The sequence below is a fragment of the Bradyrhizobium sp. S69 genome, assembly GCF_009766005.1.
Classification (GTDB): Bacteria; Pseudomonadota; Alphaproteobacteria; order Rhizobiales; family Xanthobacteraceae; genus Bradyrhizobium.
The window spans coordinates 22852-36524 of record NZ_LMUK01000010.1 but is presented as its reverse complement, the minus strand read 5'-3'; the positions used below and the strand labels follow the sequence as shown (position 1 = coordinate 36524).

Genomic DNA, 13673 nt, shown 5'->3' with positions numbered 1-13673 from the left:
AATCGTCAACACGCGGTCGCGGCTTCTAGCGCCTGTTAAATTAGCAGTGGTCGCATGATCTTACCGCCAAATAGCTCACACTTTGGCGGTCCATGCGCTATGCATTACACATCTTAATCTTTCACTAAAAACTTCTATGGGGAGCTGAACATGGACGCACCATCCGCTGCGAGTGCAGTGCACCGTCCCGGCCGCGGGCGCGTGTTCGACAGTATCGTGGACGCCGTCGGCGATACGCCGATCGTGCGGTTGCGCAAATTGCCGCAGGCCCACGGGGTGCAAGCGACCATCCTCGCCAAACTGGAATATTTCAATCCGGCCGGCAGCGTGAAGGACCGCATCGGCGCCGCGATGATCGTCGCGATGGAGAAGGCCGGCGTGATCAATGCCGATACGGTGCTGATCGAGCCTACCTCGGGCAACACTGGAATAGCGCTGGCGTTCGTCGCGGCGTCGCGCGGCTATCGGCTCAAGCTGGTGATGCCGGAATCGATGTCGATCGAACGGCGCAAGATGCTGGCCTTCCTCGGCGCCGAGATCGTGTTGACACCGGCGGCGCAGGGCATGAAGGGCTCGATCGCAGCCGCCGAAGAACTGGTGCGCACGACGCCCAACGCGGTGATGCCGCAGCAGTTCAAGAACCTGGCCAATCCTGAAATTCATCGCCGCACCACCGCGGAGGAAATCTGGAACGATACCGGCGGCAACATCGATGTCTTCGTCGCCGGCGTCGGCACCGGCGGCACCATCACCGGGGTCGGGCAGGTGCTGAAGTCGCGCAAGCCGGGCGTGCGGGTTGTCGCCGTCGAGCCGGAGGAAAGCCCGGTGCTGTCCGGCGGCCAGCATTCGCCGCACAAGATCCAGGGCATCGGCGCGGGTTTTGTCCCTGACATCCTCGACCGTTCGGTGATCGACGAGATCGTCAAGATCAACAGCGCCACGGCGCTGGAGACGTCACGGGCGCTGGCCCGCAACGAGGGGATCCCCGGCGGTATTTCCTCAGGTGCTGCGATCGCAGCCGCGCTGGCGATCGGCAAGCGGCCGGAGAACGCCGGCAAAACCATTCTGGCGATTGTGCCGTCGTTCGCGGAACGCTATCTGTCGACCGCTCTATTCGAAGGAATCTGATAGTGGCCGATCAACCGCGACGCCCGAGAACCCTGAACGACGCCCGCACCGAAGCCGAGGCGGCGTTCAAGAAGACCACGACCAAGGTGCCGGAAGCGCCACCCAAGCCGGCCACGCTGCCCGGCGTCAAGGAGCTGGTCTCCTTGCGGATCGACCAGGACGTGCTGGCATACTTCCAGGAAGGCGGCCCCGGCTGGCAGGAGCGCATCAACGAGGCGCTGCGCAAAGCGGCCGGGAAGTAGCGGCGCGGCGTCCACGGCCCGAAACTAAAAAGCCCGGCGCGAGCCGGGCTTTTTGCTTTAGGGAATACCGGGCTCGCGGGCGTTACCGGAACAGCCCGCCGACCACGCCGCCGATGAAGCCGCCGGGGCCACCGCCGCCGCGGTAATGACGGCCACCACCACCACCACCGCCACCACCGCCGTGATGGCGGCGCGAGGCGTGGTCATCGGAGTCCTCGTCGCTGCTGCTGGCCTGGGCGGAGACGATCTCGGTCAACAGCGCCTTGTGCTGCAACTGGTTGAGATAGCCGCTCTTGGTATAGCCGCGGGCGGCCTGCCAGCGCGTGATCACGGCGCGGGTCGCTTCATCGAACTTGCCGTTGACCTTGGTATCGAAACCGAGGCCATTGAGCCGGCGCTGCACGTCGCGGCGCTGGCCCTTGTCGAGGCCGATCTGGTCTTCGGTGACCTGGTTTGATTCGGCGTTGAAGGTCGCGGGATCGACGCTGGTCAGGTTGCGGGTCTGCGGATTGCTGTTGTTCGAGCTGTTGCTATTGCCGTTGTTGTTGCTGTCCAGAGACGCGATCCGGGCCAGCGCCAGCGATTTGAACTGACCATTCGGATAGCTGCTCAGATACGCGTTGAGTTCTTCCGGCTTGTTGGTTTCCTTGATCGAGCGCCAGAACTCCAGTTCGACATCGGTATTGCCGGACACCGACGCCACCGGCGCGGGGGCATTGGACGCCGCAGCCGCGGCGGGCTCGGGCGCCGGGTTCAGATAGACCGAACCGGTCAGGTTGGTGTGGCCCCAGGGCAATTGCCCCTTGTTGGTCTGTTCATTGACCTCGGCACGGACCTTGGTCATCGCCTGCTGGATCTCGATCCCGGGTTGCGTGATGTTGTCGATCAGGGCGCGGGTAAACGGGCTGTTGGTGCCCTCATGGCCGTCCAGCGCGGTCTGGCCGGGGCCGGTCGCAAACGCGATCAGCGTGCCTTCACCGGATTTCATTTCGGCGAGACCGCTTTGAACCGACACGCTGCGGGTGGTTGCGTTCGACTTGATCTTGGCGGCAAACGGATTGTCGCGGCAGGCGTCGAGGAACACCAGCTTGACCTTGGCGTCGCTCATGGTCTGGTCGAGCGTCAGGTCGATGTTGATGGCGGCGCCAAGCTTGACGTCCATTTCCGATTTGATGTCGGCGTCGATCGGCAACAGATAATTGGTGCCGCTGATGGCGATGCCGTGGCCGGCATAGAAGAACACCGCGACGTCGGCGCCTTGCGCCTTCTTGCCGAATTCGAGCAGCCGCTCGGTCATGGTATCGCGGGTGAGGTTGGTGCCTTCGACGACCTCGAAGCCCACATTGCGCAGCACGGCCGCGATCGCCTTGGCATCGATCGGCGGATTGGGCAGCGCGGCCACGTTCTTGTAGGCGCCGTTGCCGACCACGAAGGCGACGCGCTTGTCGGCCTTGGCGGAATCCTGGGCCGCGTCGGCGGCGAACACCATGCACATCAGGGAAAGGAAAATGGTGAAATAGCGCATTGGAAAAATCCCCAGGCTCAAATCGAGTAATTTTTTCGGCTGCAACAGCTGGCTGTATTACACGAAAAAACCGCATTTCGCGCCACAAAATTTGCGCTGCACGCATATTTTGCCGGCACCATCCGTCGGTCACTCAACGTGACCCGATCGGGGGACGGTCTTAGGACGGTCTTACGTGATTTAAATCACACGACGCCGCGGTCGAACGCTAAGCCGATACCGTTAGCCTGGATCAGGTTCCGACCGGGGCGGGAATCGGCGTCGTCGGTTTCAGGTTGAGGAGATTGCCGGTGAGAATCAGCGCTGCGCCGAGCACGGTGAACAGGTCCAGCCGTTCCGAATAGATCAGCCAGCCGACGGTCGCGGTCAGCGGGACCCGCAGGAAGTCCATCGGCAGCACCACGGTGGCATCCGCGTACAGCATCGCGCGCGCCATACAGTAATGCGAGAACGTGCCGCAAAACGCGATCACGACGACCCAGCCCCAGGTCACGGCGGACGGCCATTTCCAGACATAGAGCGACGGCAGCAATCCGGCGATGGACTGGATCACCAGCATCCAGAAGATAATCGTCACGGTCTTCTCGGTCCGGGTCAGCGACTTCATCATGGCAACCGAGATGCCAAATCCGATGGCTGCGACCAGTGCGATTAGCTGACCCTGATTGATCTCGCCGGCCTCGGGGCGAACGATTACGAACACGCCGACCAGGCCGAGAACGATCGCGGTGACCTTCCAGAGCGTGATGCGCTCGCCGAGAAAGCTCGCGGCGAGGATCGCGGTCCAGATCGGCATCGTGAACTCGATCGACACCACCTGGCCGAGCGGGATCAGCGTCAGCGCAAAGAACCAGCCGAGTTGCGCACCATAGTGGATGAGATTGCGCCCGATGAATTGCACCGGCCGCGAGGTCTTCATCGCCGCGAAGCCGCCGTTCCTCCGGATCAGGGGGTAGAGCAGCACGAAGCCGAACAGCGTGCGCAGTTCCATGACCTGAAATACGTTCAGCTCCCGCAACGCCTCGCGGCCCGCGACCGTCACCATCAGCATCAAGGCGAGCCAGCCCCCCATCCAGAGCGCGGCCTTTGGTTTGGAAGGTGTCTGGTTCATCAGTGCAGAGCCGTTTCTTGGTGATTTCGCGTGCCGCAACGTTCGGCGGGAGGCGGTTGGGGCGCGCGCCGGTATCGACGACCTCATGCCGATTTGCAACGCGTAAATATGCCGATGCAGCGCTGCACCCAACCCAACCGGCGCTGCGCTCAATTTCGATCTGGGAGCCGTCGCCCGATCGGTGCTAAGGATCGCTCTGGCTCATTTGGTTACGACAAACAACAAATTCGGGAGTATCCGCCGATGCGCATCTTGCAACCCGCCGAATGGTCGAAGCCGCGCGGTTTTTCGCACGGCGTCGTGGTCGATGGTCCCGGTCAATGGATTGTGCTGGCCGGCCAGACCGGCGGCGACGATAAGGGGGACTATCCCGCCGACATGGCCGCTCAGGTCGCGGTGGCGTTGCAGCGGATCATCAAGCTGCTCGCCGAGGCCGGGGCTGGTCCGCAGCACATCGTTCGCCTGACCTGGTATTTGACCAGCAGGAGCGAATACCAGGCCGCCGGCGCCGGCATTGGCGCAGCCTGGAAGGAAACGCTGGCGCGGAATTTTCCACCCTCGACGCTGCTCTATATCGACGGCCTGGTCGATGCGCGCGCCAAGGTCGAAATCGAAGTCACCGCATTCGTGCCGCAGGCGTAGACCGGCTTGGCCGCAGCGCTTATAGCGGTCAAGTTTTTTCCGCCACAACGCAGCAACATTAAACGCGGCACCTGGCAATTGCGACAAGGAGATATCTGGAGATGACGAAGCGATCGACCTCGGCGGATTTTGTCACAGCCTTCGCCACCGGCTGGCCCGAAAACCAGCCAGAGATCATGGTGCTTACGCTGACCACGCATAAGGGCATTCAGGATTTTGCGTTCAACAAGGAGCAGGCTTTGTTGGTCGCAAAGACCATCAAGGAAACCGCGGACCGGCTCGCCCGGCCGAAACAGTGACCGGGCTGAGCAGAGCATGATCCGGAAAAGTGGAAACCGGTTTTCCCTCGGGACAAACGCGAAGCGTTTGCCCGCAGATCATGCTCGAACAATAAATTAGAGCGGGATAACGAAAGTCATCCCGCTCTGTAGGCTGGGTGCGGGTTAGCTCAGGAGCGCGTCAACGAAATGGTCGCGGCCTTGAACTGGCTTTCGGCGCGGATTACGACGGACTGCTTGTTACCGTGCGTCGTCACCGTGATGCCCGCAGTGAAGCCGGGGGCGCTGGCTTCGACCTGGATATTGCCGCTGCTGCCGTGGCCCTGGATGCTGCCGTTGATGCCGCGGCTGCTCTCGCTCCAGCTTCCGGTGATCGCGCCGCCTTCGGCGACGACATTGGTCTTGAGATCGAATTTGTAGCTGTCGCTGGCACAGGTGAGGGACTGGTTGAGGCCCGCGCCGCCGGCGCCGACCGCATAGGTCGCGCGGCACCTGATCCGCTCGCTCGAGCCGTCGTCCAGGGTCACGGTGCCAGCGCCGGACCAGACCCCTGCGAGGCCGTTAAATGGCCCCGACTGGGCATAACTCGCTGAACTCGAAATCGAAGCCGCGAACAACGCGACGGCTCCGACCATCAGTCCTCTGACGACCGAAAAACGACCGGCCGTCCGTTGTGCTTTATTGACGCGATGCTTGCCATCTGCCGCTGCAAGGTACGCCTGCCGATGCCCCATTCCACTTCCCCGATCCTGCGTTGCCACTGAGCTGGCCGTTCGCATATGCACCATTGATTGAAACACGTACAATACCCTCACGACCAACGCTGCCGGAAACCTCGGCGCCAGCCGCCGAAACCCTTCCGTCCGTGACAGTAAGTGTGGAGCTGGTCTGCGGTTCGCAACTACCCGTTTTGGTTACCACGGTAACCTGCCAGAGACCGTCATAGGGGGACTGGGCAACGGCCGGAGCTGCGATGAGGGCGGTGGCGGCGGCGAGAAACGAACCAAAAAAGGCCGCTCGAATGCGATCGTGGCGCATGAAATGAAATCCTCAATTTGTCTGGATGAGGGGGCTTATTCGGGTCAAATGTGTTCAAAATTTGCTGCGCCGCGGCGAAGCAAATTGTTCCACCTGCTCAAACACATAGAAGTGAGGTTGGTTCCCCAAAAGGACCGCGAATTTGTTCCATGTGACCAGTAAAACGTCACTCGGTGCCAGGATACCTGCACGATTCTTCGAAAGACCGCTCCGAAGAGAGCGACTACTCCGGGAGATTCGGCGCGCTGGTCGCAAACTCCTCGTCCTGCGGCTTGGCCGGCAGACTGCCATGGGCCTTGGCGTGGTCGATTACTTCGGCGAGAAGTTTTTGGCCCAGCGGGGCCAGCGCACGCTCCCACAATTGGCGGGCGGTCTCGCCCTTTTTGACGAAAACCCATTCCTGGGCCGCGATGGCGCCGGCATCCATGCGGTCCGCCAAATGATAGATGGTGCCGCCGGCGATCGGATCGCCTTCCCTGATGGTCCATTCCACCGCGGCAATACCGCGGTGACGGGGCAGCAGCGACGGATGATAGCCGATGCCCCCGAGTTTCGCGGCGGCCAGCGCCTCGCGGGTGACCCGGGCGTGGCTGTGCGCGGTCACGATCAGGTCGGTTCCCGGAGCGATCTCGGAGGCGGCCACGCGCTTCGGATCGGCCTGCACGACGACTTCGATGCCGGCGGCGCTCGCCGTCGTGGCCAGCCGGTCCTCGCCGTCATGAACGACCACCCGGACGATGTCGACGCCGTGCTGGCGCAGCATGTTCAGGGTCGTCACGCCGAAATGGCGGGAGCCGACGAGGGTGATCCGCATGATGGCTCTTCCGTCGTAAATCGATTGAAACGAGGCGCGTGGCGCCGGGTGCGAGCCATCCTGAATGCCATAGATGAGCCGGCCTGCGGATGCTCTAACCCGGCCCGCAGGCCATGATCCACATCTTTTCATCGGCCGCCATGGGGTGGGCCGGCCCCGCCCAAGCGTCCGAAAATGCCGGTGAGGCGGGCCGGCGCCGCGCGTTAAAAGCGCGAAGGCCCCGCCTGGGGGGAAGCGGGGCCTTCTCAAAGGAAGCGGCGATCGGGGGGGATCATCGGCTTCGGTTATCAAATGCGCGAAACCGGAAAAGGTTCAAACAACAACGCCGCTCAAGCGGAATATGATCGCTTGGCGGCGTCGAGCTCTTCACTGAAGTCCCTCAAATCCTCCAGCCGATGATTAGTCTTGCCAGGCCGGCTCAGGTTCAAAGTCTTGCCATCTGCTTGTATAGGGTAGGGGGCTATGCTATTTCCGTCGAATGACACATACGGTGCGCGAAAAGCAGAAATTACTGGCGCGGGTTCGCCGCATCCGCGGCCAGGTCGAAGCCATCGAGCGCGCGCTCGAGAGCGAGGCCGGCTGCGAAAAAGTCATGCACCTGTTGGCCGGCCTGCGCGGCGCGACGTCGGGGCTGATGGCTGAAGTGGTCGAGGATCACGTGCGTACCCACCTCGTCGATGCCGACCGCCACCCGGGTGCGCTCAACGTCGAGGCTGCCGACCAGTTGCTGGACGTTATCCGAACTTACGTAAAATGAGGTCGGCAAGGAACGTGAACATGAGCGCGAACATGGCTGCGAATGCAGGTGGCAATAACGGTCTTTCGGGGTTTCACGATCACGTCTTTTTGGGCAAGCAGCACCAAAGCAGCGAACGCAAAACCTGGGCGGTGATTTGGCTCTGTGGCGCCATGATGCTCTTGGAGATTATCGGCGGGTTGTTCTTCGGCTCGATTGCGCTGGTCGCCGACGGCCTGCACATGAGCACGCATGCCGGCGCGCTGCTGCTTGCCGCGCTGGCCTATACCTATGCGCGTCGCTACGCCAACGACGCCCGCTTCACCTTCGGAACCGGAAAGCTCGGCGATCTCGCCGGCTTCACCAGTGCGATCATCCTGGCGATGATTGCGCTCTTGATCGGCTATGAGGCGGTCGGCCGGTTATTTGCGCCGGTGCCAATTCATTTCGGCGAGGCCATACCGATTGCCTGCCTCGGGCTTGCCGTGAATGTCGCCAGTGCCTGGCTGCTGAGCAGCGGCGATCACCATCACGGCCACGCTCACGGGCATTCCCATGGTCACGGCGACGCTGACGCGCACGATGAAAGTCAGCGCTTGACGACCAAGGACGGCAGCATCGTGCTCGATATCTTCGAAGACGGCGTGCCACCGCGGTTTCGCATTTACGCCGATACCGGTCCGGCGCCGTCGGTGGCGGCGGTGTCCATCGAAACCGTGAGGCCGGATGGCGCCCGCCAGTCATTCCGTTTCGCGGACAGAGGCGATTATCTGGAATCGATCGACGAAATTCCGGAGCCGCATGGGTTCACCGCCAATGTCAGCGTTGACGGCGAGAACGTTCCGGCGATTTTTACAGAGCATGAGCATACGCACGCGCATGGTCACGCGCACCGCGACAACAACATGCGGGCGGCCGTGATCCACGTCGTCGCGGACGCCGCGGTGTCGGTGCTGGTGATCGTCGGCCTGCTGCTGGCGCGCACGTTCGGCTGGCTCTGGATGGATCCGCTCGCCGGCATCATCGGAGCCTGCGTGATCGCGAGCTGGTCCTACGGACTGATCCGCGATACCGCTGCTATTCTGCTGGACATGAATCCGGATCGGGCCATGGCGCAAAATCTGCGCGCCACGATCGAGCGCGAAGGCGATCGGCTCGCCGACCTTCATCTATGGCGGCTGGGGCCGGGTCATCTCGGCGCGATCGTGTCGATCGTCACGGCAACCCGCCGCGAGGCCGACTATTATCGCGCCAGGCTCGCCGGGTTCAGCACCGTTTCCCACCTCACGATCGAAGTCGTTCGCCAGTAAGGCGTTATCGCCGAACGGCCGGCACCGCACCGGAGAGGTCGTGAAGCCATCTCCGACCTCATCCTGAGGAGGCGCGAAGCGCCGTCTCGAAGGATGGCCGCGAGTCCATGTCTTGCTTCCATCCTTCGAGGCGCGCAAGAGCGCGCACCTCAGGATGACGTCGGTAAATCTTCGTCATCCCGTGCGCACCGCATCGGCGTCAGCCGAGCCGCATCGACAGCTCGACGTCCTCGGCGAACGGCGTCGATAAATAGCCGTTGGCGGGCGAGCGCACGCGCGCCAGATAATCGGGGCTGTGATCGGCGTTGTCGGCGACGATCAACGCGCCCGGACGCAGCCGGCTCTCCACCAGCTCGAGGATGTCAGGGTAGAGCGCCTTGGCGCCGTCTAGCAGCACGAGGTCGATGGTGTCGGGGAGATTGACGCTCAGCGTTCGCAGCGCATCGCCTTCGCGGATCTCGACGAGGTCGATCAGGCCGCCCGCCGTCAAATGATCGCGGGCCCGCGCCACCTTGGAGGGCTCGAACTCGCTGGTGATCAGCCGGCCGCCGCCATTGTCGCGCAGTCCTGCTGCGAGGTGCAGGGTCGAGATGCCGAACGACGTCCCGAACTCGACGATGTCCCGGGCGCCGCTGCTGCGCGCCAGCATGTAGAGCAGCGCGCCGGTCTCGCGCGAGACCGCGAGCGGAACATGCTTCAAGCGTCCGTAGAGGTCGCGGTAATCGGTTTTGCTCTGCATCAGGCGCATCCGCTCCTGGTCAGAGATGTCGGCGATGGCAGAGATCGTTTCGGTCTCGGCCGCGGCGGCCTGTTCGAACAAGCGATCCAGCAGGGTTTTTAGCGGGGCATTGGTCAGCGTGGTCATGGGGTCTCCGGTCTGAAGAGAAGCGTCGTTGCGCTGGATCGGAAATACGACTAATTCGTCGTGTTTACTAATCGCGTTCCGAGGCCGCACCGTGACCGATCGCCCAAGCACCCGGATTTCCTCACGAAAACAGCCCAAACAAGCTCGCTCGGCGGGGCTCGTGGCGACGATTTTGGAGGCCGCGGTTCAGGTTTTGGCGAAGGAAGGCGCGCCACGCTTCACCACGGCGCGGGTGGCCGAGAAGGCCGGCGTGAGCATCGGATCGCTCTATCAGTATTTTCCGAACAAGACCGCGATCCTGTTCCGGCTGCAGAGCGACGAATGGCGGCAGACCAGCCAATTGCTGCGCGAAATCCTGGAGGATGTCGAGCGGCCGCCGCTGGCGCGGCTGCGCACCCTGGTCCACGCCTTCATCCGTTCGGAATGCGAGGAGGCCGCCATCCGCGTGGCGCTCAACGACGCCGCGCCGCTGTATCGCGACGCGCCGGAGGCGCAGGAGGCGAGGGCGTCGGGAAACCGCATTATCCATGCCTTTATGCGGGAGACGCTGCCCGACGCGCCGGAAGCTGTCCGTGCCTTGGCCGGCGACCTCATCACCACGACGTTCAGCGCGGTGGGCAAGGATTTTTCCGAAAGTCCCCGGACGCCCGCCGAGATCGACATCTATGCCGCGGCCATGGCCGATATGTTTTGCGCCTATCTCGTGAGCCTCGGGCATCGCTGAAGTGCGGAGATCGTCGATCGTCACGCGTGCTGTGGATTTGTGCGCAGCAAGCTGCTCCTACTGCTCAGAATCCCGCGTTTTGCGGGCTGTGGATATGTTGTGGGTATGCTGCGGATAACATGGCGCGCGGATGTCGTGGCATCACGGTTGCCATCCCCCGGGTAGGCCGCGAGCAGGCGCGTGACCGAAGTCACAGTGCTCTGTCTGCATCGGCAATAGGTTCATCGCTGTTCGCTGGCGTGGTCGGACGAGGGATCGAAGGCCGATACGCTCATTCATTTAGCCATTTGCAACAGGATGCTCGTCATGAAGAAGATCGCTCTTTCCGTCGCAGTGCTTGGTGCGCTCTTCAGCGCTTCCAGCGCGAATGCATTCACCTGCTTCAGCAACTCATATGCCACCGGTTGCAGCGGCCACCTCGGAAGCTGGGCCGTCACGCGGGACGGTGCGGTCGCGGTGGGTCCGACCGGCGACATTCACGCCTATCGCAACGGCGGCGGTTTCTACGCCTACCATCGCGGCTCGGCCTGCTTTTGGCACAACGGCCAGCACATTTGCCCGTGAACGTGGATGAGCGAGGGGATGGCGGGCAGCGTGTGTAACGGGCCGCGCGCACAAGCCTCCGATGCCGAGGCGTTTCGACGCCTGCGACGGCATTGATGTTCGAAGCCGTCAATTGCCTAGGGATCTCGCGTTGCGCGCGCCGACGGCTGCCTTGCCCCTCGTGCCGCTTTTATCGAGCTGCGCGCTGTTGGGATTGGCCGGCAGGGGCTCCTCCCGGTAGGCCCCGGCGCCCGCGGGACCCGCGGTGGTGTAGGCCCGGACCGGATGGCTGTTCGGGTTCGATTCCGTCCCGAGATATTGCGCCTGCGCGGCGGTCGCGGCCAAGGCAAGTGTAGCGGCTAAGATCAGGTGTTTCATTCCCAGCCCTCCATGTTGGTTTTGGTATGGGGTGGATTTATCGAAATATTCCGGTGACCTTCTCTCATAACGACTGCCCGGGTGCGGTCTCGCTTCAATAGGGTGGTCGGTGCGCGCTTTTCTGAGGTTGTGCGAAGGCGCATGAATTAATCTCACGAATGGCAGGTGGGCCAGGGCGCGCCGGAAAAGTATTCAGGCATGTTTTTCGTTAGGCCGAGCTTGATATCCTCTGATCGGAAATAGAAGGCAGCCTGATCGCTTTCGTTGAAGCTCGCGGCGATGTATTTATCCGTCGCTTCGACGACCCGCGCAGTCCAATGGTAAATGCTGGCGGGGCCATTCGCCGGATGCTTCAAATCGCGATCTGTATAAGCGCATACATCTTTCGTAACAAAAAATCTTCCGGCAAGGATGTCAGCCGCAGCTTTTTGATCCGTATTGACCGCTCCGCTTCTTCGCCATTGTCCGGCAGTCTTCTTCGCGGGATTCAGAACGTCCGTGTCGATGTTCGGGATTCCGGCGTAACCTATGGTATCCGACGTCATGTCCTGAAAGATATTCCATTCGCCGTCGTTGAAAAACGCGCGCGTGCCTGGATGACTGACCGAAGCCGATAGCCAGAAGTAGTTCGCATAACCGTTGCTTCCGACCTCGGCGCAAGCCGCGCCAAATCCGTAAACACCGATATCCCATGTTGGTGCTACGATGGCGTTCACCTGACGAAAATATTCGACGATCCGTTTTCTCATATCGTCCCACGAAGCACGATGAACGCAATCGCTCTCAGGATCGAAGTCCACGCCGAAATAAATCGGAGTGTGGAGGGGCTGATTGAGGGCCTTGGCCATGTCGAATGCGGCTTGACCGTCGTCTCTCCCCTTTTGACTGACGTATTTCATAGCGTCGCTTTGGGAGGTCAGGTTGCCACCGAATCCTGAACAACGATTGCAGAACTGAAAGGCGGTGATCACGGCTTGATCGGGATCGCTCTCAATCGCATCCAGTTCGGGCGATGTAAGCACTTTGCCTGGTACGTTGCATCCGGTCGGATGATGGGGATCTGGCTTGTGGGAGTAGTAGCGCCCGATTATTTTGACGCCGGCATTGTGAAATTTCTGCTGAAGAGGTTTGTTCGCTATGGGATAGGGATGGTCCATGTCCACGAATTGAACCGCAGGCGCCAATCCTCGCTTGCGCTCGTCGGCATGGGCGTAGCGAGGCGCGTAAGCGTTTAGTGCGGAGGCTCCGAGGCCTGTAAGAACGGTGCGCCGGCTGAAATGCGAATGGCTCATTTTAAAATCCAAAATTGTTAATATGGAAAAGTGCTCGCATAGGTCGCAACAGAATATACAATCTATCCTCGGAATTTTGCAATCGACGACAACGGCCGGACCGGCATGGCCTTCGGTTGGATAGGCTGCACGACGGCGTTGGGCGAGGTTGTCGGAAAACCGTAGACGAGGTGAGGGGCGGGCACCGGCGTGGACTTCGTGCGGCAGTCGCCCTCGAACGCAGGTCGATCGGTCATGTCTGACTGCAGCATAACAAGAACATAAGCCGAGTCAGCCAAAGGTTAGAAATTCGAAAAATTCTGTGTCAAAGGGGCTGACGCTGTCGGAAACGCGCGTGCCCGTTCGTCCTTAAGTCAGTTCACAATCAAACGGAGGCCCCGATGGGCAAGGTGCGCGTAGCGGGATTTGGAGTGTCCATCGATGGCTTCGGGGCCGGCCCGGACCAGGGCCTGGAGCATCCGCTCGGCAAACGGGGTCAGGAATTGATGCAGTGGTTCTTCCCAACCCGGGCCTTTCGATCGATGATCGGAAAAGACGGCGGGACTGACGATCGCTTCGCCAGCGCCGCGGCGGAAGGCTTTGGCGCCTTCATCCTCGGCCGCAATATGTTCGGGCCGGCCGGCGACGATTGGGGCGGGCCCGACTGGAAGGGCTGGTGGGGCGACAATCCGCCGTACCACGCGCCGACCTTCATCCTCACCCACCACGCCCGGGCGCCGATCGTGATGGAGGGCGGGACGACCTTCCATTTCGTCACCGACGGGATCGAGGCGGCGCTCGCCCAGGCTAAGGCCGCCGCGGGCGACCTCGACGTGAAGATCGGCGGCGGCGTTTCGACGGTCCGCCAGTACCTGCTCGCAGGAGCGATCGACGAGTTGCACCTGGCGCTGTCGCCCGTCGTTCTGGGCCGTGGTGAATCCCTGTTCGCAGGCATCGACTTGCCAGGCCTTGGCTATCGGGTGACGGAGGCGGTCCCCATGGAGCTCGCGACCCATCTCGTGCTGACGCGCTGACTGTCGGGCGCGGGACCGGACGCCTCGGGCATTT

At 61.9% G+C, this 13673-nt stretch carries 17 protein-coding genes; 9 read left to right on the top strand and 8 right to left on the bottom strand.

Going from position 1 to position 13673, the window contains the following annotated elements:
- The first annotated feature begins 150 nt into the window (after positions 1-150).
- Together cysK and GSQ88_RS03375 are read left to right on the top strand one after the other, a co-directional pair.
- Positions 151-1128 (top strand): cysteine synthase A, encoded by a 978-nt coding sequence (gene cysK / locus GSQ88_RS03380; protein WP_159005978.1) that lies wholly within the window; start codon positions 151-153, stop codon positions 1126-1128.
- Positions 1129-1130: 2 nt separating this feature from the next.
- Positions 1131-1370, top strand: coding sequence for a BrnA antitoxin family protein (locus GSQ88_RS03375; protein ID WP_159005977.1), 240 nt, complete (start codon positions 1131-1133; stop codon positions 1368-1370).
- Between the two features lie 82 nt (positions 1371-1452).
- Here GSQ88_RS03375 and GSQ88_RS03370 read toward each other — a convergent pair whose 3' ends face one another.
- Positions 1453-2895, bottom strand: coding sequence for a caspase family protein (locus GSQ88_RS03370; RefSeq protein WP_159005976.1), 1443 nt, complete (start codon positions 2893-2895; stop codon positions 1453-1455).
- A gap of 232 nt (positions 2896-3127) precedes the next feature.
- Entirely contained in the window at positions 3128-4006 is an 879-nt protein-coding gene (locus GSQ88_RS03365) for a DMT family transporter (RefSeq protein ID WP_159005975.1), read from the bottom strand.
- 243 nt (positions 4007-4249) lie between these two features.
- Between GSQ88_RS03365 and GSQ88_RS03360 the strand changes: the two genes are divergently transcribed.
- Together GSQ88_RS03360 and GSQ88_RS03355 are read left to right on the top strand one after the other, a co-directional pair.
- Positions 4250-4648: a RidA family protein gene (locus tag GSQ88_RS03360; RefSeq protein WP_159005974.1), complete on the top strand. Its 399-nt coding sequence runs from the start codon at positions 4250-4252 to the stop codon at positions 4646-4648.
- A 101-nt stretch (positions 4649-4749) separates the two neighbouring features.
- On the top strand, positions 4750-4947 hold the full coding sequence (locus tag GSQ88_RS03355; RefSeq protein ID WP_159005973.1) for a hypothetical protein: 198 nt from the start codon (positions 4750-4752) through the stop codon (positions 4945-4947).
- A 149-nt stretch (positions 4948-5096) separates the two neighbouring features.
- Here GSQ88_RS03355 and GSQ88_RS03350 read toward each other — a convergent pair whose 3' ends face one another.
- The 3 genes from GSQ88_RS03350 to GSQ88_RS03340 form a co-directional block, all read right to left on the bottom strand.
- Positions 5097-5660, bottom strand: coding sequence for a hypothetical protein (locus GSQ88_RS03350; protein ID WP_159005972.1), 564 nt, complete (start codon positions 5658-5660; stop codon positions 5097-5099).
- Positions 5605-5964 carry a hypothetical protein gene (locus tag GSQ88_RS35490; RefSeq protein ID WP_159005971.1) on the bottom strand — a complete coding sequence of 120 codons (360 nt, stop codon included), beginning with the start codon at positions 5962-5964 and terminating at the stop codon, positions 5605-5607. Before GSQ88_RS35490 ends, GSQ88_RS03350 begins: the two co-directional genes overlap by 56 nt.
- A 223-nt stretch (positions 5965-6187) precedes the next feature.
- On the bottom strand, positions 6188-6778 hold the full coding sequence (locus tag GSQ88_RS03340) for a formyltransferase family protein (protein WP_159005970.1): 591 nt from the start codon (positions 6776-6778) through the stop codon (positions 6188-6190).
- Between the two features lie 478 nt (positions 6779-7256).
- Here GSQ88_RS03340 and GSQ88_RS03335 point away from each other — a divergent pair, with 478 nt between their 5' ends.
- The gene (locus GSQ88_RS03335; protein WP_159005969.1) at positions 7257-7535 is read left to right on the top strand and encodes a metal/formaldehyde-sensitive transcriptional repressor; all 279 of its coding nucleotides are present in this window, start codon (positions 7257-7259) and stop codon (positions 7533-7535) included.
- Between the two features lie 32 nt (positions 7536-7567).
- Positions 7568-8824 carry a CDF family Co(II)/Ni(II) efflux transporter DmeF gene (gene dmeF / locus GSQ88_RS03330; protein ID WP_159005968.1) on the top strand — a complete coding sequence of 419 codons (1257 nt, stop codon included), beginning with the start codon at positions 7568-7570 and terminating at the stop codon, positions 8822-8824.
- A gap of 199 nt (positions 8825-9023) precedes the next feature.
- On the opposite strand, the gene GSQ88_RS03325 is transcribed toward dmeF, so the two are convergent.
- Positions 9024-9689 (bottom strand): O-methyltransferase, encoded by a 666-nt coding sequence (locus GSQ88_RS03325; RefSeq protein ID WP_159005967.1) that lies wholly within the window; start codon positions 9687-9689, stop codon positions 9024-9026.
- Between the two features lie 91 nt (positions 9690-9780).
- Here GSQ88_RS03325 and GSQ88_RS03320 point away from each other — a divergent pair, with 91 nt between their 5' ends.
- Positions 9781-10413 (top strand): TetR/AcrR family transcriptional regulator, encoded by a 633-nt coding sequence (locus GSQ88_RS03320; RefSeq protein WP_159005966.1) that lies wholly within the window; start codon positions 9781-9783, stop codon positions 10411-10413.
- Positions 10414-10719: 306 nt separating this feature from the next.
- A complete protein-coding gene (locus tag GSQ88_RS03315; protein WP_159005965.1) occupies positions 10720-10977 on the top strand; it encodes a hypothetical protein in 258 nt (85 codons plus the stop codon).
- A gap of 108 nt (positions 10978-11085) precedes the next feature.
- On the opposite strand, the gene GSQ88_RS03310 is transcribed toward GSQ88_RS03315, so the two are convergent.
- Together GSQ88_RS03310 and GSQ88_RS03305 are read right to left on the bottom strand one after the other, a co-directional pair.
- The gene (locus tag GSQ88_RS03310; RefSeq protein WP_159005964.1) at positions 11086-11334 is read right to left on the bottom strand and encodes a hypothetical protein; all 249 of its coding nucleotides are present in this window, start codon (positions 11332-11334) and stop codon (positions 11086-11088) included.
- Between the two features lie 152 nt (positions 11335-11486).
- Entirely contained in the window at positions 11487-12626 is a 1140-nt protein-coding gene (locus GSQ88_RS03305; RefSeq protein ID WP_159005963.1) for a glycoside hydrolase domain-containing protein, read from the bottom strand.
- A gap of 380 nt (positions 12627-13006) precedes the next feature.
- Here GSQ88_RS03305 and GSQ88_RS03300 point away from each other — a divergent pair, with 380 nt between their 5' ends.
- The gene (locus GSQ88_RS03300; RefSeq protein WP_159005962.1) at positions 13007-13639 is read left to right on the top strand and encodes a dihydrofolate reductase family protein; all 633 of its coding nucleotides are present in this window, start codon (positions 13007-13009) and stop codon (positions 13637-13639) included.
- Positions 13640-13673 lie beyond the last annotated feature (34 nt).

Excerpts from the sequence above, each read along its gene's own strand:
- GSQ88_RS03310 (WP_159005964.1), bottom strand. The coding sequence starts at position 11,334 with ATGAAACACCTGATCTTAGCCGCTACACTTGCCTTGGCCGCGACCGCC.
- cysK (WP_159005978.1), top strand. The coding sequence starts at position 151 with ATGGACGCACCATCCGCTGCGAGTGCAGTGCACCGTCCCGGCCGCGGG.
- GSQ88_RS03350 (WP_159005972.1), bottom strand. The coding sequence starts at position 5,660 with ATGGGGCATCGGCAGGCGTACCTTGCAGCGGCAGATGGCAAGCATCGC.
- GSQ88_RS03315 (WP_159005965.1), top strand. The coding sequence starts at position 10,720 with ATGAAGAAGATCGCTCTTTCCGTCGCAGTGCTTGGTGCGCTCTTCAGC.
- GSQ88_RS03370 (WP_159005976.1), bottom strand. The coding sequence starts at position 2,895 with ATGCGCTATTTCACCATTTTCCTTTCCCTGATGTGCATGGTGTTCGCC.
- GSQ88_RS03340 (WP_159005970.1), bottom strand. The coding sequence starts at position 6,778 with ATGCGGATCACCCTCGTCGGCTCCCGCCATTTCGGCGTGACGACCCTG.
- dmeF (WP_159005968.1), top strand. The coding sequence starts at position 7,568 with ATGGCTGCGAATGCAGGTGGCAATAACGGTCTTTCGGGGTTTCACGAT.
- GSQ88_RS03300 (WP_159005962.1), top strand. The coding sequence starts at position 13,007 with ATGGGCAAGGTGCGCGTAGCGGGATTTGGAGTGTCCATCGATGGCTTC.
- GSQ88_RS35490 (WP_159005971.1), bottom strand. The coding sequence starts at position 5,964 with ATGCGCCACGATCGCATTCGAGCGGCCTTTTTTGGTTCGTTTCTCGCC.
- GSQ88_RS03360 (WP_159005974.1), top strand. The coding sequence starts at position 4,250 with ATGCGCATCTTGCAACCCGCCGAATGGTCGAAGCCGCGCGGTTTTTCG.
- GSQ88_RS03325 (WP_159005967.1), bottom strand. The coding sequence starts at position 9,689 with ATGACCACGCTGACCAATGCCCCGCTAAAAACCCTGCTGGATCGCTTG.
- GSQ88_RS03335 (WP_159005969.1), top strand. The coding sequence starts at position 7,257 with ATGACACATACGGTGCGCGAAAAGCAGAAATTACTGGCGCGGGTTCGC.
- GSQ88_RS03365 (WP_159005975.1), bottom strand. The coding sequence starts at position 4,006 with ATGAACCAGACACCTTCCAAACCAAAGGCCGCGCTCTGGATGGGGGGC.
- GSQ88_RS03355 (WP_159005973.1), top strand. The coding sequence starts at position 4,750 with ATGACGAAGCGATCGACCTCGGCGGATTTTGTCACAGCCTTCGCCACC.
- GSQ88_RS03305 (WP_159005963.1), bottom strand. The coding sequence starts at position 12,626 with ATGAGCCATTCGCATTTCAGCCGGCGCACCGTTCTTACAGGCCTCGGA.